Here is a 23,350-nt window from a genome sequence, read left to right as displayed (position 1 = left end):
TACGAAACATTGGAGGAATGAACATGTTAAAATCATACCGAGCTGCGCTCATTAGTTTATCAGTAGTACTTGTTTTTGTTTTATCTGGCTGCAGTAATGCAGGCACAATTGATTCACATAGTACGGGAATATGGAACCATTATTTTGTATATCCAATCTCGTATATGATTCAATTTGTTGCTCATCATATACCGGGAGCTAGCTTCGGGGTTGCTATCATTATTATGACGCTCGTTATTCGTTCAGCCATGATTCCATTAGCTATTTCGCAATATCGCAGCCAAGCGAAAATGAAGAAAATGCAACCTGAATTGCAGAAGCTAAAGAAAAAATACGGTGATGTAAGCAAAGACCTTGAAAAACAAAAGCAGTATCAAAAAGAAATGTCAGAACTAATGAAATCAGGCGGTTGGAATCCACTTGCTGGTTGCTGGCCAATTTTTATACAAATGCCGATTTTCTCTGCTTTGTATTATGCGATTAGCAGAACGGAAGAGATTCGCACATCTTCGTTTTTATGGGTGAACCTAGGACATGCAGATCCATATCATATATTACCGATTATTGCAGCGTTAACGACATTTATTCAGATGAAAGTTTTCCAATCGAATATTACACCTGGAGAACAAGTACAGATGCTAAAGATGCAGCAAATTATGATGCCAGCAATGATTCTATTTATGGGGTTTGCGGCGCCATCAGGACTTGTGTTGTACTGGATAACAGGTAACTTATTTACAATGACACAAACAATTGTATTAAGAAAAATAATGGAACGTGAAGAGTTACAATTACAAAAAGCATAGAGAAACACCGCTCATTACGAGCGGTGTTTTTTATTTGAATCGTTAAGGAAATTTTAAGAAACCAATATTACTATTGGCGTTGTATACGAAAGTGTACATGCTTTAGAAATATGAAGGAGGAAATTTCCTATGAAGAAGAAAACAGTTGGTTATTTAGCGATTGCAGGTGCTTTATCATTCGGAATCATTGGAGGAGTCGGTGTTCCGGCATTCGCGGCAACAAATACTCCAACAGCTGAGCAAGCGACAAAAACAGTGAAAAAAGATTTAGATGCCGCTACAAAACAAAAAGTAAAAACGATTATGGACGATACAAAGAAACAGTTACAGGAGCTAGGTGTAAAGCTTCCAGAAAAAGAAAAACGTAAAGAAATGTTTGCGGGATTAGATGAACAGGCGAAAGAAAAAGCGAAGTCGATTTTAGAGCAAGAAAAGTCTGGAAAATTAACACGAGAACAAGCAAAAGAGGAATTAACAAAGTTAGGCGTAAAAATGCCGGAGAAAGGTAAGCGTGGAGACATGTTTGCTAACTTAGATGAACAGGCGAAAGAGAAAGCGAAGTCGATTTTAGAGCAAAAGAAATCTGGAAAATTAACGCATGAGCAAGCAAAAGAGGAATTAACAAAGCTAGGCGTGAAAATGCCGGAGAAAGGTAAACATGGAGACATGTTTGCTAACTTAGATGAACAGGCAAAAGAAAAAGCAAAGTCAATTTTAGAGCAAAAGAAATCTGGAAAATTAACGCATGAGCAAGCAAAAGAAGAATTAACAAAATTAGGTGTGAAACTTCCAGAGAAAGAGAAGCATGAAGACATCTTTGCAGGATTAGATGAAGCAACAAAAACAAAAGCAAAAGCGATTTTAGACAATGAAAAGAAACAATTAGAGGCATTGAATGTTGATTTACCGCACCATAAGTTTTTTATGAAAAAAGATGAGAAATAATTGAATGAAGTCGTATCTTTCGTGTGGGCAACCGAAAGGTACAGGTGTGAGGGGGCTTTCTTTTGAAAGACCTCCTTTTATTGTTGGCGTTTTTTGTTGGTAAATCGATATATTTGAAAAATCGCTGATATAATTTTTACAGCTACACTGCTCCAAAGATACGAGGGAATTAGAGAAATATTACAGCTTCTGTTATAATATAAGAAGATAAATATTTCCTATGTTATATAAAAAATATATTGATTTTTTCTAACAATTCAATATAATGAACAATAACTACAAAATTCGACATCAAGAAGTGATGATGAGGACACGATCAATTTTTTACGATTCTCAGAGAGGGAAGCCTTTGGCTGTGAGCTTCCTAATACGGAAAAATAGATTACCACCTCTGAACTGCAGCAGTGAACGAGCATCTAGTAATTGCTTGCCGGCAAAAACCGTTATTTAGACTTGAGAAATTGGTGAAGTGTATTACTTTACGAATTGAAACAAGGGTGGAACCACGAATACAACACTCGTCCCTTTTTTAGGGAGGAGTGTTTTTTTATTTCATTTTTGCATCACACTAGGATTGGAAGGAGGATACGCAGCATGCATCATGATGAGAAGAACAAAATTGGTTTAACAGTAGCACTTTCTATCGTAGTAGGAACGATTATTGGATCTGGTGTGTTTATGAAACCAGGGAGCGTATTAGATTACTCGGGGAGTTCTAATATGGCCATTCTTGCTTGGGTAATTGGTGGTCTGTTGACGCTAGCAAGTGGTTTAACAGTAGCTGAAATTGGAGCGCAAATCCCGAAAAATGGTGGGTTGTATACGTATTTAGAGGAGATTTACGGAAGTTTTTGGGGATATTTATCAGGTTGGATGCAAACAATTGTTTATGGACCTGCTATTATCGGAACATTAGGTTTATACTTTAGTTCTTTAATGATTAATTTTTTCTATTTAGATAAAGTGTGGAATTTACCAATCGCAATTGGAACGGTTGTGTTCCTTGGCGTTGTAAATAGTATGGGAACAAAATACGGAGGTATCGTTCAAACAATCACGACAATTGGGAAGATGATTCCGATTGTGTTAATTGTTGTTCTAGGTTTCTGGAAAGGGAATAGCGATATTTTTAACGTAGTTGTGCCGATATCGGAAAATCAAAGTATCGGTATGGCAATTTTAGCAACGTTATTTGCTTATGACGGCTGGATTTTACTTGCTTCGATTGGTGGAGAAATGAAGAATCCAACAAAGTTATTACCGAAAGCAATGACAGTAGGGATTTTAATCGTAACGGCTGCTTACGTATTAATTAACTTGGCATTATTAAATGTATTACCAGCAGCGAAAATTGTAGACCTTGGAGAAAATGCAACAGCGACAGCTGCAGGCATGTTACTTGGAGAATATGGCGGAAAAATTATTAGTATCGGTATTATCGTTTCTATTTTCGGCTGTTTAAATGGAAAGATTTTAACGTTCCCACGTATCCCAATGTCTATGGCAGAGCGTGGACAACTTCCATTTTCTAAGTTTATTGCAAAGGAAAGTCCGAGATTTAAAACACCAGCAAATGCGATTATTGTTGAAATCATTTTAGGAATTATTTTAATGATTATTAGTGATCCAAATAAGCTATCTGAGATTTCCGTATTCATTATTTATATTTTCTATGTAATGACGTTTATTGGTGTCTTCATTTTAAGAAAACGTAATAAGAATAAAGAGCGTGCATATAGTGTACCGTTATTCCCAATCGTACCAATCGTAGCGATTTTAGGTTCGTTATTTGTAATTGGTAGTGCAATTATTAACGATCCAGTAAGTTGTTTCTTATCGATTGGAATTGTATTTACGGGACTGCCGGTGTATTGGTACTTGAATAAGAAGAAAGAAACAGAATGATGAAAAGGTAGGCGTATTATACGCCTACCTTTTTTACTGTAAAAAAATTGTACTTGCTTCCACTTTCTATTTTGGTTACTATAGTCGTAGTAACCAAAATAGAAAGCGTGGGGAAAGACTTGAATTTTCGTGTTTATATTTTAGCTATCGCGGCTTTTGTAGTCGGAACGGTTGAGCTAATTATAGGAGGAACGCTCGATTTAGTTGCCAATGATTTAGGAGTATCTATTAGTGCAGCTGGTCAGCTTATAACAATATTTTCGGTAGTATTTGCTTTGTCAGGTCCAGTTTTATTAGCTTTGACAGGGAAGTTTGAAAGAAAAACATTGTATGTTGGAGCATTATCGATTTTCTTAATCGGAAATATTATTTCGGCATTTAGTGTGAATTACGGAATGCTGATGTTCTCAAGGGTTATTTGTGCGGCCAGTGGTTCATTAATTATTGCACTATCGGTAACACTTGCTTCTAGTGTAGTAGAACCGCATTTTCGTGCGCGTGCAATTGGAATCATTTTTATGGGAATTAGTGGATCACTTGTACTTGGAGTACCGCTTGGTCTTGTACTCGGAAATGCATACGGATGGCGTGCACCATTTGTATTAATTTCGGTATTAACAGTTATGGCAATTGCTTGTATTTCATTATTCTTAACGAAAGTACCACCGACATCGGTATTATCAATAAAAGAACAACTTGCTACTTTAAAAGATAAAAAAATTGTAAGTGCACAGTTAACATCATTTTTGTTTTTAACAGGGCATTTAACATTGTATGCATATTTAACACCGTTTTTAAAAGATGTCATGCATGTTGAAGCAAACTGGATTAGTGTGTTTTACTTTATTTTCGGAATCGCAGCAGTAATTGGTGGCGGATTCGGTGGATGGCTTGCTGATAAATGGGGATCGAAGAAAAGTATTATTTCCATCATTATCGTATTTGCGTGTGCAATCTTCATACTGCCATTAATGACATTCTCATTCCCGCTCTTCATCATTATGATGGGACTTTGGAGTATGCTGAGCTGGGCGATTTCACCAGCGCAACAAAACTATTTAATTGAAATTGCACCAGAATCAGCTGGTATTCAGCAAAGTTTAAATAACTCTGCCCTTCATTTAGGAATTGCACTTGGTTCAACAGTAGGCGGAGTTGTTATCGAAAAATCATCTGTTATATATAATGCTTGGGTAGGCGGTGGCTTTATTATATTAGCTCTGCTTTGTGCGATTTTCTCGATTACAAGAGGACGCTCTACTCAGTTCGTGAAAGAAGAATCTATCGTTTGATAGGTTCTTTTTTTATTTGTAAAAAATTGTAGGTTTTAGTAGAAAGGTGGAGAATTTGTATGTAGCGAGGTGATGTATATGTATACGAATTTTTCAATTATTGGTCTTCTAATTTCAATGCTCCCTTTGTTTCTTATTATTTTTGCACTTAGATGGGTTCGTTTCATCTATAAAAATTCAGAGAAACAAGTAGAGCAAAATGAGAAAATCATTGAGCTGTTGATGGAGATAAAGGAACAAAACGAAAAGGAGTCTAAGTGAAAAACTAGACTCCTTTTTATTATTTAATTAGTATCTTAATTTCATCAACAAACTCTTAATTTCCTCATCTTCCATAAAGAGGTCATGGTGCTTCTGGGTGATCTTTGCAAGTGCAACGTCGTGATAGAAAAATTCTGTAAAGAACTTCACGAAAGGTTGTGACATTGTTTTCATCGCTTGCCATGACTCTTGTTCTACGCCAGCAAATAAAATTTCACGATCGTCAACGATGAGTAGCAAGTAGCGCTCTAATGCATTAGGTTCTTCAGCTGGGATTAGAAAATGCATGTTTTCTAAGTCTGTTTCTACTTCTCCAACAATAAGGGATTCAATTTGAACACCTTGTTTTGCTTTTTGTTCTAGTAAAGGAAGATATTCTAAAAGAGTATCATTCCAAGCTGAAATACGGATTGATTCTTTTGCACTTTCAATGAGTTCCTTACTTTGAACTCGAATAGAAGATTGCATTTTTAAGCTCCACACACGGTCATCTGTAAATGATTTTTTTGATATATTTGTTTCCAGTTCTTTAATATTTGATTGGAATTCTGTCGTTAATTTTTCAATTGCTAGCTTTAGTGGTAATGCTGTATACAGTTTTTTCTTTTCTGAAACAGAATCCATTACCATTCCTTTATCGATTAGGCGTGCTAGCACTTCATATATTTTTGCTTTTGGAACACCTGAATGCTTCACAATCGTTGTAGCATCTAATGGTTCATTGCTTGATACGACAACTTCATAAGCTTGGCTTTCATATTGTGAGAAACCGAATTTTTGTAACATAGTTCCCTCCGAACGAATGAGATTATATTTTAAGGATAATGAACTATTTGTTTTTGCACAAGTGGTAGTCCGTTTTCTAATTGTATTAAGGTGAGAATTAATTTCAATTTTTTAATTTTATCTATTATACTTAATATAATGATTAATAAGATTTTAATTTAATGCGAAGGGGATGCTGGGGGGAAGATGTTAAGAAGTTTACGTTTAAAAATTGCGGTAGTGTTTTCAGTTCTTATTTCTATGATGTTCGTAATATTGGGTACAGCTGTGTATCAATTACAGAAAGAAAAGGAAGTGCGTTCCTTAGACGAGTATTCTCAAAATGCGATGGATCTTGTAACAGAGCAACTTACGACATTTGTTCAAAGAACGGATGAAGATATGGGGTATTACGCGAACAGTGAGATGATTCGTAATATACTTCAAGGTGGGGTTACTCCAGAAGAGGAAGCGTTTTTAACGAAAGAGTTTGCAGAGTATAAAAAGAATCATCCTGGTATTTTAGATTTATATATTGGTACGAAAGATAAAAAAACATTAAGTGCCAATCTTGCTGAAGGTGGGCAAGTGCCAGAAGGATACGATCCAACGACAAGACCATGGTATAAAGATTCAGAGGCTGATGTAAAAAAGGTCCACTGGGGACAACCTTCTTATGAAATTGCAACAGGAAAGTTAAGTGTAGGTGTTTCTAAAGCAATTACAGCTCAAGATGGATCTGTATTAGGCGTTGTTGCGATGGATGTATCGCTTGGGACGATTCAGAAGTTGCTTCACAATATTCAATACAATAATGACGGAGAAATGTTTATTATAAATGATAAAAATATGGCTCTTGTTTATCCAGAAAAGATAGGAAAAGATGTTTCTAAAGAGCCACTTATAAAGAGCTTAAATAAAGAGGTAACAAAATATGCGGTCAGTACAATAAAAGGTGAAGATGTAGTTGTTTACAGTCAATCATTTGATACGATGAAATGGACGATAGGAATCTTTTATCCGAAAGAAACGATCGATGGGCTATTAAATAGTACGAGAAATACAGTTATTATAATGGCATGTATTAGTTTATTAGTTGGAATCGTAGCTTCCTACTTGTTCTCAAGAAGATTAGCAAGACCACTGCAACTATTAAAGAATCACGTGCAAAAAGTAGCAGAAGGCGATTTAACGCTGCGAATGAAAGTGACAAGTAAAGATGAAGTTGGAGAGTTGACTAAGCACTTTAATGATATGGTTGAACAAATGAATGAAATGGTAAGTAAAATTAAAAACAGCGTATCAACGGTGCAACAATCAACGAATAGTTTACATTACTTAACGAATGAAACAGTAGCGGCTAGTAGAGAAGTTTCAGGAGCAATGGATGATGTGAGTGGAGGAGCCTCTACTCTTGCGAATGGTGTGGATGAAGTTTCAGCTCAGCTCGAGAATATGGCGGAGTCAGTGGAACAAATGAATAGCTCCGTTGGTGAAATAAAAGGAGTGGCTGGCAAAGCGGAAGAGGCATCTAAGCAAGGATTAAATACAATGAGGAATTTAATCCGTACGAGGGGACAATCATCTTCGATTGTTGTTCATACAGAAGAAGCATCGGATAAGTTAGAACAAAGAGTTGGATCGATTCAAAATGTTGTTGAGCTTATAAAAGGCATTTCGGATCAAACAAATTTACTTGCTTTAAATGCATCGATTGAAGCTGCCCGTGCAGGTGAGCAAGGTAAGGGATTTGCGGTTGTTGCTGAAGAGGTTCGGAAATTAGCGGAACAATCAAAAGAGGCAACCGGAGAAATCACAACGATGATTGGTGATGTACAATTAGAAGTAAAAAGGGTTGTAGAAGTTGTAAGTAAATTGAAAGACATTGCAGATGTGCAAAATAAAGTGACGACAGAGGCGGAAATGGAGTTCCGTACAATTATGTCAGTCGTAAATACGATTAGTACTTCAGTTGAAAAAATTGTAGAAGAGGTACATAACATAGGTTACGAGCAAGGGGAAATTACAGCGGTAATGCATACAATTGCTGGTACGAGTCAAGAAAGTGCAGCTGTTTCTGAAGAGGTACATGCTGCAACGGAATCACAGGTGAATCATTTAGAAAAGGTAGCTCACACGATGGAAAGTTTGACAGAACATATGAGAGATTTAGAAAGATTAGTCGAGCAGTTTAAAGTGGAAGAGTAACATATTAGTAAAATGATGAGGATTTCGGTAAAATAGACAATGGATATATAAGAAACGATTATAGGAGGAAGACTACTATGGCAATTGTTGATGTATCGATTATTCCAGTAGGAACAGGTAATCCAAGTGTTAGTGAATATGTAGCAGAAGTACAAAAGGTGCTAGAGAAAAATGCGGATCGCGTGAAGTATCAATTAACACCGATGAATACAATTATTGAAGGAGATCTTCCTGTCATTCTAGAAGTAATTCAACAAATGCATGAAGTTCCATATACGAAAGGTGCACAGCGTGTTGCAACAACAATTCGTATTGATGATCGTCGTGATAAAGTAAGCACAATGGAGAAAAAATTAAACTCTGTTCGATCAAAATTATAAAGAAAAGCAGCGATTTTCGCTGCTTTTTTCATATAGGAGGTAAATAAGATGAGTGAAAAGTTTAACGAACAATTTGACGGGTTGTTAGAGAAATACACGGAACTGTTACTTGGAGAGAGCAATGAAGAGAGAAAAGAACAGGTACAGAAGTGGGCACTGTATTCTTACATAGCGAAGACGATGCCAGCTTTAGTGAAGCATTGGAATGAGACGTATCCCGATGCGAAAGAAGAGATGGTGCAGTTAATTACGGATATTAAAAGGCTGAATGAAGAGAAGCGAAATGAGCAATAAAAAAACTTGAGGGAAATATAATCGTAAGTTTTCTGTATTAATATCCTTATATAATTTACATGGAATATTAAGGGTTTTATAGGCATGTCGAATATTTTCGACATGCCTATTTTATGCCTATTAAACTCCATTTTTCTAAATGTCGAAAAATATTTCAGGTATATTTATAAGCAGAAATATAGGTTTTTAAATGTTTTTATAGTATTTTATAAATTATCTAAATAATTATTTGTATCCAATAATTTTAAACAATGATATAATTTTGAAGAGGGGTAAAAAACAGATAAATCACAGTCATAGGGGTGAATTACATGGAACAATTAATGCGAAATTCGTTTCTTTTCTTGTCAAAAAATAAAGCGCTAACAAAACTGGCTAAAAAGTACGGTTTACGCTTTGGTGCAGGTCGCTTTGTCGCAGGGGAGACAATTGAATTAGCGACAGCAGCTATTAAACAATTGAACAAGCAAGGACTTTGTGTAACAATCGATTATTTAGGGGAATTCGTTGATAATGAAGCGGAAGCAAATGAAATGGCTAACCAATCGATTGAAGCAATCCGTGCAATTGGAAGAGAAGGTCTTGATTCGCAGCTTTCTTTAAAGATGACTTCTATGGGATTAGATATCTCTGATGAAATCGTAATGAACAATATGCGCCGTATTTTAGAAGCGGCGAAAGAAAATGGTGTGTTCGTTACCATTGATATGGAAGACTATACACGCTGTGGTAAAACAATTGATATCTTTAAACAATTAAAATCTGAATACGATAATATTGGTACTGTTATTCAAGCTTACCTATATCGTACAGAAAAAGATATTGAAGATTTAAATGCTTATAATCCTAATTTACGTCTTGTAAAAGGTGCTTATAAAGAACCTGAAGAAGTGGCATTCCCAGACAAGAAAGATGTAGATGACAATTATAAAAAAATTATTAAAATGCACTTATTAAATGGAAATTATACTGCAATTGCTTCACATGACGAAGCGATTATTGAATATACAAAAAAACTTGCTGAAGAACACAACATTCCAAGGGATCAATTTGAATTCCAAATGTTATATGGTATTCGTAATGAGCGTCAACTTGAGCTAGTAAAAGAAGGCTACAAAATGCGTGTTTACGTACCTTATGGAAACGACTGGTATGGATATTTCATGCGTCGTCTAGCAGAGCGTCCAGCAAACGTTGCGTTCGTATTAAAAGGTATGGTTAAAAAATAACCAAGGAGAAAATACTCCTTGGTTATTTTAATTGCTGAAATGCATAATGTGCCATTTTCTTCGTATCAGGATACAGTTGCTTGCGGGTAGAAGATAATACAACATTAATGACACGTTTACCGTCTTTTTCATCCACTGTTACGACTGTATATTTGCCAAGTGCTGATAGACCGCTTTTACTTCCAATCGCATATGGATCGTCATATAGTTCTTCTCGTCCGTAGTTTGCGATGTTTGGAGAGCGTTCTGAAGTATGTAGAGTTGTACGCGTTGAATTCATATATTCTAAAACAACTGGATACTTTAATGCTTCTTTCGTAATAATAGCAATGTCATATGGCGATACTTTATTTCCAAGTGCATCAGCACCACTTGCGTTCTTGAAAGTCGCATGCTTTGTACCAAGTTCCTTCGCTCTAGCATTCATCATTTTCACAAATTCATTTTTTGATCCTGCGATATGTTCTGCAATTGATTCAGCTATTGGATCTGCACTAATGATAAGCATAAGTTTTAATGCCTCATCACGCTTTAATTTTTCTCCAGCACGAAGTTTAATTTTCTTGCTTTGACTTTCTGTTTTAATTGCTTTTTCTGTAACTGTAATTTCTTCATCTTCTTTTACATTCTCTAGTAAAAGAAGGGTTGTCATCATTTTGGCTATACTAGCCGGATAAGAGCGTTCGTCTTCACGTTTCCCATACAAAATTTCACCTGTGTCTGCATCGATTGTAACTCCGTATTGCCCAGTAATATTAGGTTGATCAGCTCTTACAGATTGTTGCCTTTGTGCATAAGAGAAGAAAATCATCCCTGTAAATAGTGTAGCAATCATTACAATCATAACTATTGTTCGTTTCATTATAATTCCCTCATTTGTTACAAATAAATTGGGCAGAAAAAGCAGCCATTAATCATTATGCCACGTTCTCTGCCCAAAAATATAGCGTTATTTTTCGCCCATATTATGCTTTTTATATTGTTGGTTATTACCTTGACGTCCTTTTTCCACGCCGTGGTTATGCGGACCTGCATTTCCAGTTACACTAGCTGCACTAATTCCAGCCTTTGAAGGGTTCTTCTTAAGTTTTGCCATATATATTCCTCCAGTTTCGTCAGATTATAAAAAGGGAAAGTGTATTTTAGTGAAGAAAATACATATATAGCATGGCCAAATGAAAGAAAAATATTTATTTCAGAAAATTTTATCAATAAATATATTGCGAAAATTTAAACAGTATCATATATTTATTAGTAGAGGCTCACTCATTGATTGCGACTTATGTCGAAAAATTGAATGAGCATTCATTCAAGAATAGGGGGAGAATTGGATGTTCCAAATTAAAAAGGCTGCTGTTCTAGGTTCAGGCGTAATGGGTTCGGGAATTGCGGCACACTTAGCTAATATTGGTATTCCGACATTATTGCTTGATATTGTACCACCTGCGCTTACGAAAGAAGAAGAAGCGAAGGGACTTACATTAGAACATAAAAGTGTGAGAAATCGTTTTAGTAATACGGCTGTGCAAAAACTATTAAAGCAAAAACCAGCTCCTCTGACAGTGAAAGGAAATCTAGCACTGATTGAAGCAGGTAACTTAGAAGATGATCTTGAGCGTCTAGCTGATGTAGATTGGATTATTGAAGTAGTAGTTGAAAACTTAGATATTAAAAAGAAATTATTTGAAAAAGTAGACGCTGTTCGTAAACCGGGCTCAATTGTAAGCTCGAATACGTCAGGCATTTCAGTTGAAAAAATGGCAGAAGGTCGTTCAGACGACTTCCAGAAACACTTCTTAGGCACACACTTTTTTAACCCACCACGATATTTAAAACTTCTAGAGGTAATACCGACGAAAGAAACAGATCCACAAGTATTAAGCTTCATGAAACTATTTGGCGAAGACGTTCTTGGAAAAGGCGTTGTTATCGCAAAAGATACACCAAACTTTATTGGAAACCGCATCGGTACGTACGGTTTACTTGTTACTCTTCAAGAGATGGTAAAACGCGGCTATAGCATTGGGGAGGTTGATTCTGTAACAGGCCCACTTATTGGTCGTCCGAAGAGCGCAACGTTCCGCACATTAGATGTTGTCGGTTTAGATACATTCGTACACGTTGCGAATAACGTATATGAAAATGTGCAAGAAGAAGAGCGTGATGTATTTAAAGTACCAGCTTTCATGCATGACATGCTTGAGAAAAAATGGCTTGGAAGTAAAACGGGGCAAGGCTTCTTCTTAAAACAAGGAAAAGAAATTTTAGAATTAAATCCTGAAACGATGGAATACGAAGCGCGTAAAAAATTAAAAGCTGCATCCGTAGAGTTAAGTAAACAAGAAAAAGGATTAGCGAATAAATTGAAAGCGCTTGTATACGCGAAAGACCGTGCAGGAGAGTTATTATGGAACATCATTACACCAACTCTTTTATACTCTGCAAAACTTCATAAAGAAATTGCTGACGATATCGTTGCAATTGACCAAGCGATGAAGTGGGGCTTCGGCTGGGAGCAAGGGCCATTTGAAGTGTGGGATGCAATCGGCGTTGAAAAATCTGTTCAAAAGATGGAAGAAAACGGCGTAGTTGTTCCTACTTGGGTGAAAGAAATGTTAGAGAAAGGTTTCACTACTTTCTATAAACATGATAACGGCGATAGCTACTATTACGATAATGGCGAATATAAGCTAATCGAGCGTAATAAAAAAGCAATTTCTCTTAAGCAATTAAAAGCAAAAAATGGTGTCTTAAAGAAAAATAGCGGAGCGAGCTTAATTGATTTAGGCGACGGCATCCTTTGCTTAGAGTTCCATTCGAAGAGCAATGCAATCGGTATGGATATTACGCAAATGATTAACTACGCTGTTGATGAAGTAGAAAAGAATTATAAAGGTCTTGTTATCGGTAACCAATCGAAGAACTTCTGCGTTGGTGCGAACCTAGCAATGATCTTAATGGAAGCACAAGACGACAACTACTTTGAAATTGAGTGGGTTGTGAAAAACTTCCAAGATGCAATGACGAAAATTAAGTACTCTTCTAAGCCAGTTGTAGCAGCACCATATGGTATGACGCTTGGCGGAGGTACAGAAGTTTGCTTACCAGCAGCGAGCATTCAAGCTTCTAGTGAAACGTATATGGGCTTAGTAGAAGTTGGTGTTGGCTTAATCCCTGGCGGAGGCGGTAATAAAGAGCTATACATTAAACACTTAAACAAAATGGCAAACGGTGTAGAGTTTGATCTGCAAAAAGTTGCAAATAAAGTGTTCGAAACAGTCGCAATGGCGAAAGTTTCAACTTCAGGACAAGAAGCAGTTTCTCATAACTTCTTAGGTGATAAAGATGGTATTAGTGTGAATGGTGATCACTTACTATACGATGCGAAACAGAAAGCACTTGCTTTATATGAAGCTGGTTATAAAGCGCCGATCCGTAAAAAGATACCAGTTGTTGGGGAAACAGGATATGCAACTCTTGCACTTGGTGCGGAAGCAATGCATTTATCTGGTTACATTTCAGAGTACGATCTTCACATTGCTAAGAAACTTGCATATGTCATTGCGGGCGGAAAAGTGCCGTACGGAACAGAGGTTGATGAGCAATATTTATTAGATGTAGAACGTGAAGCATTTATTAGCTTAGTAAGTGAGATGAAATCACAAGCAAGAATGCAGCACATGCTTGTAAAAGGAAAGCCATTACGTAACTAATAACGAGGGGAGATATCGTTCATGAGAGAAGCTGTCATTGTTGCGGGAGCAAGAACACCAATTGGAAAAGCAAAGAGGGGTTCATTAAAAACAGTTCGTCCTGACGATCTAGGGGCGTTAGTAGTAAAGGAAACGTTAAAGCGTGCGAATTATGAAGGACCAATCGATGATTTAATTTTCGGTTGTGCGATGCCAGAAGCAGAGCAAGGTTTAAATATGGCTCGTAATATCGGCGGATTAGCAGGACTTTCTTACGATGTTCCAGCTATTACGATTAACCGTTACTGTTCTTCAGGTTTACAAAGTATCGCTTACGGAGCTGAGCGTATTATGCTTGGTCACTCTGAAGCTGTATTATCAGGCGGAGCAGAATCAATGAGTTTAGTTCCAATGATGGGACACGTTGTTCGTCCGAATAGTCGCCTTGTAGAAGCGGCTCCAGAATATTATATGGGTATGGGACATACAGCAGAGCAAGTTGCTGTGAAATATGGAATTTCTCGTGAAGAGCAAGATGCATTTGCAGTAAGAAGCCATCAACGTGCTGCGAAAGCATTAGCGGCAGGAAACTTTGCTGATGAAACAGTACCTGTAGATGTGACGTTACGCTCGGTTGGATCAAACAATAAACTTCAAGAAGAAACAATCACTTTCGCACAAGACGAAGGTGTAAGAGCAGAGACGACGCTAGACATTTTAGGTAAATTACGTCCAGCATTTAACGTTCGCGGTTCTGTAACAGCTGGTAACTCTTCACAAATGAGTGATGGTGCAGCATCTGTATTATTAATGGATCGCGAAAAAGCAGTGAGCGATGGCATGAAGCCACTTGCGAAATTCCGTTCATTTGCAGTAGCTGGCGTACCACCAGAAGTAATGGGAATCGGCCCAATCGCTGCAATTCCAAAAGCGTTAAAACTAGCTGGCTTAGAGTTATCTGATATTGGCTTATTCGAACTAAATGAAGCATTTGCTTCTCAATCGATCCAAGTTATTCGTGAACTTGGTTTAGATGAAGAAAATGTAAACGTAAACGGTGGTGCAATCGCACTTGGACATCCACTTGGCTGTACAGGAGCAAAACTAACACTATCTCTAATTCACGAAATGAAACGCCGCAACGAACAATTCGGTATCGTAACAATGTGTATCGGCGGCGGAATGGGAGCAGCGGGAGTATTTGAATTACTTTAAAAAGTGCAGGTGGCTCGTTTAGAACAGGAGGGCGTTGGAAGCCTTGACGAAGAGGCGCTTTTTGCCTCACAGGAAGGGGTGAAACGACCGACTGTTTTAGCCACTGGAACTGGATTATGAAAAAAAGTGGAAGCGGCTCGTTCAGAATGTGAGGGGGATGGAGCTTCAGACGTAGAGGCGTTCTTTGCCTCGCAGGAAGAAGCGAAGCCACCGAACATTCTAGCCGCTGGAACTGGATTATAAAAAAAAATGGAAGCAACAAAGGTTTATAAAAAAAGGGAGAGCCAGCTTCTTTCAAAAAGAGAGAAGCGGCTCATGAAAATATGAAGGAGGAAATTTTCATGGAAAAAACAGTAGGAAATGCGGTTAAAGGCGGTAGCTTTTTAGTAGATGAGATTACGATTGATCAAGTGTTTACGCCAGAAGATTTTTCATCTGAGCATAAAATGATTGCTAAAACGACAGAGGACTTTATCGTAAATGAAGTTCTTCCAGAGCTTGAATATTTAGAGCAACATGAGTTTGATCGTTCAGTTCGTCTTTTAAAAGAAGCTGGAGAACTTGGTTTATTAGGCGCTGACGTACCAGAAGAGTACGGCGGAATTGGTCTTGATAAAGTAAGCTCAGCGTTAATCGCAGAGAAATTCTCTCGCGCTGGTGGTTTTGCAATTACTCACGGTGCTCACGTAGGTATCGGATCTTTACCAATCGTATTATTCGGTAACGAAGAGCAAAAGAAAAAGTATTTACCATTACTTGCAACTGGTGAAAAATTAGCTGCATACGCATTAACAGAGCCAGGTTCAGGATCTGACGCATTAGGCGCAAAAACAACTGCACGTTTAAATGCAGAAGGTACACATTATGTATTAAACGGTGAAAAACAGTGGATTACAAACTCTGCATTCGCTGACGTATTCGTTGTATATGCAAAAATCGATGGAGAGCACTTCTCAGCATTTATCGTAGAGAAAGACTACGCTGGCGTATCTACAAGCCCAGAAGAAAAGAAAATGGGTATTAAATGTTCTTCAACTCGTACGTTAATTTTAGAAGATGCGTTAGTACCGAAAGAAAACTTACTTGGTGAAATCGGTAAAGGTCATATTATCGCATTCAACATTTTAAATATCGGTCGTTATAAATTAGGTGTTGGTACAGTTGGATCTGCGAAACGTGCAGTAGAAATTTCAGCACAATATGCAAACCAACGTCAACAGTTCAAACAACCAATCGCTCGCTTCCCATTAATTCAAGAGAAACTTGCGAATATGGCAGCAAAAACATATGCAGCTGAAAGCTCTGTATATCGTACAGTAGGTTTATTCGAAAGCCGCATGAGCACATTATCTGAAGAAGAAGTAAAAGACGGTAAAGCAGTAGCAGCTTCTATCGCTGAATATGCAATCGAGTGCTCTTTAAACAAAGTATTCGGTTCTGAAGTATTAGACTATACAGTAGATGAAGGTGTTCAAATTCACGGTGGTTACGGATTTATGGCAGAATACGAGATTGAAAGAATGTACCGTGATTCTCGTATTAACCGTATTTTCGAAGGAACGAACGAAATTAACCGCCTAATCGTACCAGGTACGTTCTTACGTAAAGCGATGAAAGGTGAATTACCACTTCTTCAAAAAGCACAAAAATTACAAGAAGAGTTAATGATGATGATGCCAGAAGAAGTGGGCGATGAGCCATTGGCACTTCAAAAATATTTAGTAACTAATGCGAAAAAAATCGGCTTAATGGTAGCTGGATTAGCGGCTCAAAAATACGGTAAAGCATTAGATAAAGAGCAAGAAATTCTTGTGAATATCGCTGACATCGTAAGTAATCTATACGCAATGGAATCAGCTGTTCTTCGTACAGAAAAAGCAATCAAAACAACTGGTCTTGAAAAGAATAAACAAAAAGTGTTATACACTGAAGTATTCTGCCAAGAAGCATTCAACGAAATCGAAGCAGATGCGAAAGAAACACTTATCGCAGTTGAAAATGGCGACATGCTGCGCATGATGTTATCATCATTACGTAAATTAACTCGTCACACACCACTTAACGTAATTCCGAAGAAACGTGAAATCGCTGCGAAAATTTTAGAAGATGAGCGTTACACAGTTTAATATCTTTAAAGAACAGTAGTCGTTTATACGGCTACTGTTCTTTTTTTTGAAAAAAAGAAATTTTTTAGTGACATAAAACTAACACCATTAGTATAATAAAACTAATGGTGTTAGTTTTCGTGAAAAGGGAGATGGGACTATGAGGATGATACATGAAAAAACGTTATATCAATTGTCATTTTTGCCAAGAGCGTTTCCTGTAAATTGTTACTTTGTAGAGGAAGAAGATGGTTTAACTTTAATTGATGCGGCTTTGCCATATAGCGCAAAAGGTATTTTACAGGCGGCTGAGAAAATAGGAAAACCAATTACTAAAATTGTATTAACACATGCGCATGATGATCACATCGGTGCATTAGACGCATTAAAGGAAGTACTTCCTCATGTTCCAGTCTATATTTCTAAGCGGGACGCAAAGCTGTTAGAAGGAGATACGACGTTACAAAAGGATGAACCGAATATACCGATAAAAGGCGGTGTACCTAAAAAAGTAAAAACGGTACCTGATGTTTTATTAGAAGATGGCGACCGAGTTGGATCGCTTCTTGCAATTATGACACCGGGACATACACCAGGATCCATGTCGTTTCTTGATGTACGGAATAAAGCTCTTATTGTTGGGGATGCATTCCAAACAAGAGGAGGTATGGCTGTTTCGGGACAAATGAAATTTTGGTTTCCGTTTCCTGCGATGGCAACGTGGAGCAAAGAAATATCATTACAAAGTGCAGAGAAGTTAAGCGAATATGAGCCTTCCTTACTTGCGGCAGGGCATGGGGAAATGATAAAGAATCCAGGGACTGTCATAGAGCTTGCTATTAAGGAAGCGAAACGGAATATAGAAAGTAAGAAAGAGGGTTAATTTATGTCACCGAGAATCGGACTTACATTACAAAAAATTGTAGAAACAGCTGCAGAAATTGCAGATACAAATGGAATACAAGAAGTAACGTTAGCTTCATTAGCGCAAAGGTTAGGGATACGTTCGCCCTCACTATACAATCATGTGAAAGGTTTACAAGATGTACGGAAAAATCTTGGTATTTACGGAATCAAACAGCTGTATAACAGACTGGAAGAAGCGACCGAGGATAAACGTATGGATGAAGCAATTCATGCATTAGGAGAAGCGTATGTAGCATTTGTCCGAAAACATCCTGGACTATATGAAGCAACTTTTTTACGAGATGAAGAAGTAAGAAAAGCAGGTGACGGAATTGTAAAGCTTTGTCTTCAAGTATTACAACAGTATGGCTTAGAAGGAGAGAATGCACTTCATGCGACACGCGGATTCAGAAGTATTTGTCATGGATTTGCTTCGATTGAACAGCAAGGCGGATTTGGTTTGCCGTTAGATCTAGATATAAGTTTACATGTATTATTGGAAACGTTTATTAAAGGGTTACGTGAATAAGAAGCAAAGCAAACAAAAACCTTAGAAGTGATTCTAAGGTTTTTTAGTGCATATGATTCGAAAAGAATGGTAGGCTTTTTCTTATGAAATGATATTATTTTGCAGGTTTGAAAAATGTATATATCGCTAAGAAAAAGCAAACGAAACTGAATACGATGGGGTCTTGATAGGGACTAGGCTCAGAGCCCTTCTGGATTTCTGTAAGGAAGTCATGTGTTTTCATGTTCATTGCTCCTTTAACTAATAAGTTTTATATGATGCGAGGATTATGGTGGATAGGAAGTGTTTTTTGAAATTTCATATAATAATTATTGCATAGCAATCCTATTCCTAAAACTATAAAATATAAAGTTTTCATAATATGTAAAATTGCATATTATTCTTTTTGTAAATTTTGTTATATTATCCCTATATTCAAATTCAAGGATTTTAATAAGGTAAATGAGAATAACTGGAGGGATACTGTGAGTAAAACAGTGTTAGAAGCGTATAGTGTGGAAAGAAAAATCGAGAATATAACATATAAAAATCTATTTGTAATGATAGCAATGATTATAGGGATTTCACTCCTAGGAGGATTATTTCTTGGTTTAGCCTTTGAGATTTATGGAGAAGAAGCATTAAGTACTAAATTAGAAGGATATTATTTACTCTTATTCGATGCAATTGTTGTTGCTATCGTTTTATTAGCCTATAAACCGGTTTTTCATTTTATTAAATCTATTTGGGATGTATCCGTTTTGAAGAGTGGGAAGACATATTTATATCTATTAATTGGTTTTATTATCATTGCAGTATCACAATATTTAATGTTACATGTGTTTAGTTTTGAAAGTGCAGCGGAACAAAAGGAACAATTAGGGAGTTTAAGGCTTCAAAATAGCATACAAAGTATTATATATGTGTTAAGTGTTGCTATCATTACACCGGTTAAAGAAGAAATTCTATTTCGAGGTATTTTATATCGATTTTTAGAAAAGAGATATAATTTTTTAGTTAGTATCATTATTTCTTCCTTCATTTTTGGAATTCTTCATGGAGGTCTTCTAATTACAGCAACGATTATGGGAATGGTATTTGCAATGTTATACAAAAAGACGCAATCTATTATACCTAGTATTATTTTACACATTGTATGGAACTTACTTGTGAGTATAAGTATGATTGTATCTCTATAAAAATAAATACATAACGAGTATAAAAGATGAATGGTTTAGCTATTCATCTTTTATTTTGTATGCACGTGAAAAAGTTAATTTATGTATACAATCAAAAAATAGCTAAATACTAACAGTGAACGAATAAAGAAAGGTAGGAGTATTCTATGCAAAATTTAACAGAGCTTGAAGTAGAAAACTTACGTCATTTAATTGGTGGACACGCAACAATTATTAACAAGTTGGAGCAGTATGCACAGACGTGTACAGATCCACAACTGAAACAAATGCTACAAAAAGATGCGCAAGATGCACGAAATACGAAACAGCAATTAATGACTTTCCTAGGATAGGAGGAAGAGAAAGATGAATGAAAAAGATATGGTAAATGATTATTTAGCAGGATTAAATGCAAGTTTAACAAGCTATGCAAATTATATTGCTCAGTCTGATAATGAACAGTTACATCAAACGTTAATTCAAATTCGTAATCAAGATGAGATGCGCCAACGTAATATGTATGAGTACGCAAAGCAAAAGAGTTATTACAAACCGGCAGCACCTGCAAATCCGATGATTGTACAACAATTAAAAAGCCAATTAAGTGCGGAATAACAGGAAAAAGAAAACGAGCGAATTTATTCGCTCGTTTTCTTTTTGTATATGTCAATAAATACATAATAAATATTTTTCCAGTTGTAACAAATATGACGAAAATGTAATATAACAATTCACAAAAAGGACAAAAACTTTGTTCAATATTTCACAAAGTATCCATGGTTTCTATCGTGATAACCTCTATAATTAGGAGTGTAAAGAGCAAAAGAAATAGATTATATGATCAATTAGGAGAGATTGCTATGAAAAGACATACAAGAAAAATTGCAATTATCGGTACTGGATTAGTTGGATCAAGTTGTGCGTATTCCATTGTAAATCAAGGAATTTGCGAAGAGCTATTATTAATTGATATAAATCATGAACGTGCAGTTGGGGAAGCGATGGATTTATCACATTGCATTAACTTTACAAATACAAGAACAAAAGTATATGCAGGAAGCTATGAAGACTGCAAAGATATGGACATCGTTATTATTACAGCAGGGCCAGCACCAAAACCTGGACAAAGTCGCTTAGATACTTTAGGAGCGAGTGCGAAGATTATGGAAAGTGTTGTTGGCGGCGTAATGGAAAGTGGATTTGATGGTATTTTCTTACTTGCATCGAACCCAGTTGATATTATTACATATGAAGTGTGGAAATTATCTGGATTACCTAGAAATCGCGTAATCGGTACAGGTACATCATTAGATTCTTCTCGCTTAAGAACAATTTTATCTGAAATGTTACATGTAGACCCTCGTAGTATTCATGGGTATTCATTAGGAGAACATGGTGATTCTCAAATGGTTGCTTGGTCTCACGTAACTGTTGGTGGAAAGCCAATTCTGCAAATTTTAGAAGAACAAAAAGAACGATTTGGTAAAATAGATTTAGATGAAATTGTTGAGAAGACTGCAAAAGCTGGTTGGGAAATTTATAAACGTAAAGGAACTACTTATTACGGAATTGGAAATTCTCTAGCATATATTGCGAGTTCCATCTTTAATGATGATCACCGTGTCATTGCTGTATCAGCCATTTTAGATGGTGAGTACGGTGAATATGATATTTGTACAGGAGTACCCGCTATTATTACTAGAGACGGTATAAGAGAAGTTGTAGAACTCAATTTAACAGAGGATGAAGAATCTCGATTCGCAAAATCAAACGATATTTTACGTGATTATATGAAAACAATTGGTTACTAACTTATAGAAGAAGGTGAAACGAATGAAGGAATATATAATGTCTCGTGTATTTAAAGCATCTGCTGGAATCGCACAAGGTATTTTCGTATCCCTCGGAATTGGTTTACTGATCGAAAATATAGGAAGAATTGTTGATATACCATTACTTATTACAATCGGAGTTGTTGCAAAATCCCTTATGGCACCGGCGATTGGTGCCGGCATTGCTTTTATGCTCGGTGCAAACGGTCTTGTAATCTTCTCGGCGATGGTAGCCGGAGCAATTGGTGCCGGATCCATTTCAATTACTGAAGCCGGTCTAATTATTAAAACAGGTGAGCCAATCGGTGCATTATTAACAGCAACTTTAGCTGTATATATTGGTAAACGTTTAAGCGGAAAAACTGCGTTAGATATGATGCTCGTTCCATTTGCAGCAATATTAGGTTCTGGTTTAGTTGGTATTTGGTTATCTCATAATATTACTCCTGTTTTAAATGCAGTTGGAGCGTTTATTAAAGATAGCTCAGCTGGTAGTCCGTTTATTGCTTCTATCGTCATTGCAGTAGTTTGGGGGCTATTACTTATCTCTCCAGCTTCATCAGCTGCGTTAGCAATTGCACTTAGCTTAGACGGTGTTGCAGGTGGTGCTGCTCTTGCCGGATGCGTCGCTCAGTTTATCGGATTCTCTGTCATCTCAGCGAAAGAAAATAATTTAGGTGGCATATTAGCTCAAGCACTTTGTACTCCGAAAGTACAGTTACCAAATATCACTAAAAATCCAATGATTCTCGTCCCAACTGTCGTTGCCAGTGCTATAGTCGGTCCAGTATCCGCATTAATTTTCCAACTGGAAGCAGGAAAGGAAATTGCAGGTCTTGGATTAAGTTCTCTTATCGCACCAATTAATTTAATTTCCAGCCAAGGATGGGAAGTTCTCCCGGCGATGGTAATTACTTATATCGTCATTCCAGTAGCTGTTTCTTATATACTTTACATTGCTCTTAAAAAAGCAGGTCGTATTCACTCTGGTGATATGACTGTACCGCAATCTTAAGTTGAAAATCTCCTTAATAATATATAAAAGCAGACTGAGAAGCCACAGTCTGCTTTTTTGTCATGCTACATTCTATGATTTTGTTTTACTGGAACTCTTATTGGTTCTTTGGCCAATAAGAGCTGAACGCCGAAGTAAAGTATACTTGCAAGCGTCATTCCAGAAATGGCATCTACAAAGGCATGCTGCTTCGTAAATAGCGTTGATAAAATAATAAGTGTACCGAAGAAAGTAAGGATGTAATATTCAAAAGCATGCTGTTCTCTACGCTTAAAGGCAGCTAACATAATTACAAATGTAGTAAGAACGTGAATGCTAGGGAAACAGTTTACTGGCTGGTCGATACTATAAATATAGCGAACTAGTTCAGAAAATACATCTGTTCCAACGACAGTCGGACGCGGTACAGTTGTTTGCCAAAAATAATAAATAGAAAAACAAGCAAGCTTTCCAAAAATAACACTACTTAAAGTGACATAATATTGCTTTCGGTCAGCAAAGCAGTAATAAATAAGTGCGCCGTATAAGTATGGAAACCAAAGTAAATAAGGAATAATAAATGCTTTTACAAATGGAATCCAATCATCTACTACAGTTGTAACGTCTACTGCGTGAACAGTCGATTTATTTAATACGTCGTAAAGGGGACTTACGAGCACGAGTAGAAGTATATAACTTAACGGAAGAAAAGATGAAAGTTTAAATTTCTTCATGTTGATCTCCTATGTTTAGTAATGTAAGTAAATTCAATTGATTATAATATAGAAACGTGAATTGGGCTATCGATTTTACTTACATTTTCTTGAATTAACCT

23 protein-coding genes and 1 other annotated feature are annotated in these 23,350 nt (G+C 36.7%); of the genes, 19 read left to right on the top strand and 4 right to left on the bottom strand.

The window, feature by feature from the left end; genetic code table 11:
• The first annotated feature begins 23 nt into the window (after window positions 1-23).
• The 5 genes from AB6801_RS12735 to AB6801_RS12715 all read left to right on the top strand — a co-directional run bounded on the left by AB6801_RS12735 (window position 24) and on the right by AB6801_RS12715 (window position 5,209).
• Window positions 24-806 carry a membrane protein insertase YidC gene (locus AB6801_RS12735; RefSeq protein WP_000920518.1) on the top strand — a complete coding sequence of 261 codons (783 nt, stop codon included), beginning with the start codon at window positions 24-26 and terminating at the stop codon, window positions 804-806.
• 129 nt (window positions 807-935) lie between these two features.
• A complete protein-coding gene (locus tag AB6801_RS12730; RefSeq protein WP_000730882.1) occupies window positions 936-1,751 on the top strand; it encodes a hypothetical protein in 816 nt (271 codons plus the stop codon).
• A 292-nt stretch (window positions 1,752-2,043) separates the two neighbouring features.
• Window positions 2,044-2,280: a binding site (T-box leader), on the top strand.
• 65 nt (window positions 2,281-2,345) lie between these two features.
• Window positions 2,346-3,656 (top strand): APC family permease, encoded by a 1,311-nt coding sequence (locus AB6801_RS12725; protein ID WP_097998045.1) that lies wholly within the window; start codon window positions 2,346-2,348, stop codon window positions 3,654-3,656.
• Between the two features lie 107 nt (window positions 3,657-3,763).
• Window positions 3,764-4,948 carry an MFS transporter gene (locus tag AB6801_RS12720; RefSeq protein WP_002062676.1) on the top strand — a complete coding sequence of 395 codons (1,185 nt, stop codon included), beginning with the start codon at window positions 3,764-3,766 and terminating at the stop codon, window positions 4,946-4,948.
• A gap of 78 nt (window positions 4,949-5,026) precedes the next feature.
• Window positions 5,027-5,209, top strand: coding sequence for a hypothetical protein (locus AB6801_RS12715; RefSeq protein WP_097998044.1), 183 nt, complete (start codon window positions 5,027-5,029; stop codon window positions 5,207-5,209).
• A gap of 27 nt (window positions 5,210-5,236) precedes the next feature.
• Here AB6801_RS12715 and AB6801_RS12710 read toward each other — a convergent pair whose 3' ends face one another.
• Complete coding sequence (locus AB6801_RS12710) at window positions 5,237-5,995, bottom strand: TrmB family transcriptional regulator (RefSeq protein ID WP_000939479.1); 759 nt, start codon at window positions 5,993-5,995, stop codon at window positions 5,237-5,239.
• 186 nt (window positions 5,996-6,181) lie between these two features.
• Here AB6801_RS12710 and AB6801_RS12705 point away from each other — a divergent pair, with 186 nt between their 5' ends.
• The 4 genes from AB6801_RS12705 (at window position 6,182) to AB6801_RS12690 (ending at window position 10,085) form a co-directional block, all read left to right on the top strand.
• Window positions 6,182-8,182, top strand: a complete 2,001-nt coding sequence (locus AB6801_RS12705) for a methyl-accepting chemotaxis protein (RefSeq protein ID WP_000946354.1) — start codon at window positions 6,182-6,184, stop codon at window positions 8,180-8,182.
• Between the two features lie 77 nt (window positions 8,183-8,259).
• Window positions 8,260-8,562 (top strand): MTH1187 family thiamine-binding protein, encoded by a 303-nt coding sequence (locus tag AB6801_RS12700; RefSeq protein ID WP_001018860.1) that lies wholly within the window; start codon window positions 8,260-8,262, stop codon window positions 8,560-8,562.
• Between the two features lie 48 nt (window positions 8,563-8,610).
• Complete coding sequence (locus AB6801_RS12695) at window positions 8,611-8,856, top strand: YusU family protein (RefSeq protein WP_001290594.1); 246 nt, start codon at window positions 8,611-8,613, stop codon at window positions 8,854-8,856.
• A 311-nt stretch (window positions 8,857-9,167) separates the two neighbouring features.
• Window positions 9,168-10,085, top strand: a complete 918-nt coding sequence (locus AB6801_RS12690) for a proline dehydrogenase family protein (RefSeq protein WP_000436772.1) — start codon at window positions 9,168-9,170, stop codon at window positions 10,083-10,085.
• 22 nt (window positions 10,086-10,107) lie between these two features.
• On the opposite strand, the gene AB6801_RS12685 is transcribed toward AB6801_RS12690, so the two are convergent.
• Window positions 10,108-10,947 (bottom strand): D-alanyl-D-alanine carboxypeptidase family protein, encoded by an 840-nt coding sequence (locus tag AB6801_RS12685; protein ID WP_097998043.1) that lies wholly within the window; start codon window positions 10,945-10,947, stop codon window positions 10,108-10,110.
• Window positions 10,948-11,034: 87 nt separating this feature from the next.
• Window positions 11,035-11,181 (bottom strand): YuzL family protein, encoded by a 147-nt coding sequence (locus tag AB6801_RS12680; RefSeq protein ID WP_001096344.1) that lies wholly within the window; start codon window positions 11,179-11,181, stop codon window positions 11,035-11,037.
• Window positions 11,182-11,416: 235 nt separating this feature from the next.
• Between AB6801_RS12680 and AB6801_RS12675 the strand changes: the two genes are divergently transcribed.
• From AB6801_RS12675 to AB6801_RS12630, 10 genes are all read left to right on the top strand, one after another.
• Window positions 11,417-13,798: a 3-hydroxyacyl-CoA dehydrogenase/enoyl-CoA hydratase family protein gene (locus tag AB6801_RS12675; protein ID WP_000486378.1), complete on the top strand. Its 2,382-nt coding sequence runs from the start codon at window positions 11,417-11,419 to the stop codon at window positions 13,796-13,798.
• Between the two features lie 21 nt (window positions 13,799-13,819).
• Complete coding sequence (locus AB6801_RS12670; protein ID WP_097998978.1) at window positions 13,820-14,992, top strand: acetyl-CoA C-acetyltransferase; 1,173 nt, start codon at window positions 13,820-13,822, stop codon at window positions 14,990-14,992.
• Between the two features lie 341 nt (window positions 14,993-15,333).
• Window positions 15,334-17,118: an acyl-CoA dehydrogenase family protein gene (locus AB6801_RS12665; RefSeq protein ID WP_000416291.1), complete on the top strand. Its 1,785-nt coding sequence runs from the start codon at window positions 15,334-15,336 to the stop codon at window positions 17,116-17,118.
• A 139-nt stretch (window positions 17,119-17,257) separates the two neighbouring features.
• Window positions 17,258-17,980: an MBL fold metallo-hydrolase gene (locus AB6801_RS12660; protein ID WP_001242324.1), complete on the top strand. Its 723-nt coding sequence runs from the start codon at window positions 17,258-17,260 to the stop codon at window positions 17,978-17,980.
• A 3-nt stretch (window positions 17,981-17,983) separates the two neighbouring features.
• Window positions 17,984-18,532: a TetR/AcrR family transcriptional regulator gene (locus tag AB6801_RS12655; protein ID WP_061654810.1), complete on the top strand. Its 549-nt coding sequence runs from the start codon at window positions 17,984-17,986 to the stop codon at window positions 18,530-18,532.
• A gap of 464 nt (window positions 18,533-18,996) precedes the next feature.
• Window positions 18,997-19,710: a CPBP family intramembrane glutamic endopeptidase gene (locus tag AB6801_RS12650; protein WP_065702912.1), complete on the top strand. Its 714-nt coding sequence runs from the start codon at window positions 18,997-18,999 to the stop codon at window positions 19,708-19,710.
• A 146-nt stretch (window positions 19,711-19,856) separates the two neighbouring features.
• Window positions 19,857-20,042 carry a hypothetical protein gene (locus AB6801_RS12645; RefSeq protein WP_001180555.1) on the top strand — a complete coding sequence of 62 codons (186 nt, stop codon included), beginning with the start codon at window positions 19,857-19,859 and terminating at the stop codon, window positions 20,040-20,042.
• A gap of 13 nt (window positions 20,043-20,055) precedes the next feature.
• Window positions 20,056-20,304 (top strand): spore coat protein, encoded by a 249-nt coding sequence (locus tag AB6801_RS12640; RefSeq protein WP_001002987.1) that lies wholly within the window; start codon window positions 20,056-20,058, stop codon window positions 20,302-20,304.
• A gap of 245 nt (window positions 20,305-20,549) precedes the next feature.
• Window positions 20,550-21,500, top strand: a complete 951-nt coding sequence (locus AB6801_RS12635) for an L-lactate dehydrogenase (protein ID WP_000820651.1) — start codon at window positions 20,550-20,552, stop codon at window positions 21,498-21,500.
• Between the two features lie 22 nt (window positions 21,501-21,522).
• The gene (locus tag AB6801_RS12630; RefSeq protein WP_000666172.1) at window positions 21,523-22,536 is read left to right on the top strand and encodes a PTS sugar transporter subunit IIC; all 1,014 of its coding nucleotides are present in this window, start codon (window positions 21,523-21,525) and stop codon (window positions 22,534-22,536) included.
• 65 nt (window positions 22,537-22,601) lie between these two features.
• Here AB6801_RS12630 and AB6801_RS12625 read toward each other — a convergent pair whose 3' ends face one another.
• Complete coding sequence (locus AB6801_RS12625) at window positions 22,602-23,249, bottom strand: phosphatase PAP2 family protein (protein WP_000713771.1); 648 nt, start codon at window positions 23,247-23,249, stop codon at window positions 22,602-22,604.
• Window positions 23,250-23,350: the final 101 nt, after the last annotated feature.

It is taken from the genome of Bacillus sp. RCC_6_1, assembly GCF_041360755.1.
Lineage (GTDB): Bacteria > Bacillota > Bacilli > Bacillales > Bacillaceae_G > Bacillus_A > Bacillus_A cereus.
Note: the sequence above shows the minus strand (reverse complement) of the source record. Positions and strands in the feature narration are given on the sequence as shown.

Bases quoted from the DNA above. Each gene is read 5' to 3' on its own strand.
- AB6801_RS12735 (WP_000920518.1), top strand. From the start codon at position 24: ATGTTAAAATCATACCGAGCTGCGCTCATTAGTTTATCAGTAGTACTT.
- AB6801_RS12730 (WP_000730882.1), top strand. From the start codon at position 936: ATGAAGAAGAAAACAGTTGGTTATTTAGCGATTGCAGGTGCTTTATCA.
- AB6801_RS12725 (WP_097998045.1), top strand. From the start codon at position 2,346: ATGCATCATGATGAGAAGAACAAAATTGGTTTAACAGTAGCACTTTCT.
- AB6801_RS12715 (WP_097998044.1), top strand. From the start codon at position 5,027: ATGTATACGAATTTTTCAATTATTGGTCTTCTAATTTCAATGCTCCCT.
- AB6801_RS12710 (WP_000939479.1), bottom strand. From the start codon at position 5,995: ATGTTACAAAAATTCGGTTTCTCACAATATGAAAGCCAAGCTTATGAA.
- AB6801_RS12705 (WP_000946354.1), top strand. From the start codon at position 6,182: ATGTTAAGAAGTTTACGTTTAAAAATTGCGGTAGTGTTTTCAGTTCTT.
- AB6801_RS12700 (WP_001018860.1), top strand. From the start codon at position 8,260: ATGGCAATTGTTGATGTATCGATTATTCCAGTAGGAACAGGTAATCCA.
- AB6801_RS12695 (WP_001290594.1), top strand. From the start codon at position 8,611: ATGAGTGAAAAGTTTAACGAACAATTTGACGGGTTGTTAGAGAAATAC.
- AB6801_RS12690 (WP_000436772.1), top strand. From the start codon at position 9,168: ATGGAACAATTAATGCGAAATTCGTTTCTTTTCTTGTCAAAAAATAAA.
- AB6801_RS12685 (WP_097998043.1), bottom strand. From the start codon at position 10,947: ATGAAACGAACAATAGTTATGATTGTAATGATTGCTACACTATTTACA.
- AB6801_RS12680 (WP_001096344.1), bottom strand. From the start codon at position 11,181: ATGGCAAAACTTAAGAAGAACCCTTCAAAGGCTGGAATTAGTGCAGCT.
- AB6801_RS12675 (WP_000486378.1), top strand. From the start codon at position 11,417: ATGTTCCAAATTAAAAAGGCTGCTGTTCTAGGTTCAGGCGTAATGGGT.
- AB6801_RS12670 (WP_097998978.1), top strand. From the start codon at position 13,820: ATGAGAGAAGCTGTCATTGTTGCGGGAGCAAGAACACCAATTGGAAAA.
- AB6801_RS12665 (WP_000416291.1), top strand. From the start codon at position 15,334: ATGGAAAAAACAGTAGGAAATGCGGTTAAAGGCGGTAGCTTTTTAGTA.
- AB6801_RS12660 (WP_001242324.1), top strand. From the start codon at position 17,258: ATGAGGATGATACATGAAAAAACGTTATATCAATTGTCATTTTTGCCA.
- AB6801_RS12655 (WP_061654810.1), top strand. From the start codon at position 17,984: ATGTCACCGAGAATCGGACTTACATTACAAAAAATTGTAGAAACAGCT.
- AB6801_RS12645 (WP_001180555.1), top strand. From the start codon at position 19,857: ATGCAAAATTTAACAGAGCTTGAAGTAGAAAACTTACGTCATTTAATT.
- AB6801_RS12640 (WP_001002987.1), top strand. From the start codon at position 20,056: ATGAATGAAAAAGATATGGTAAATGATTATTTAGCAGGATTAAATGCA.
- AB6801_RS12635 (WP_000820651.1), top strand. From the start codon at position 20,550: ATGAAAAGACATACAAGAAAAATTGCAATTATCGGTACTGGATTAGTT.
- AB6801_RS12630 (WP_000666172.1), top strand. From the start codon at position 21,523: ATGAAGGAATATATAATGTCTCGTGTATTTAAAGCATCTGCTGGAATC.
- AB6801_RS12625 (WP_000713771.1), bottom strand. From the start codon at position 23,249: ATGAAGAAATTTAAACTTTCATCTTTTCTTCCGTTAAGTTATATACTT.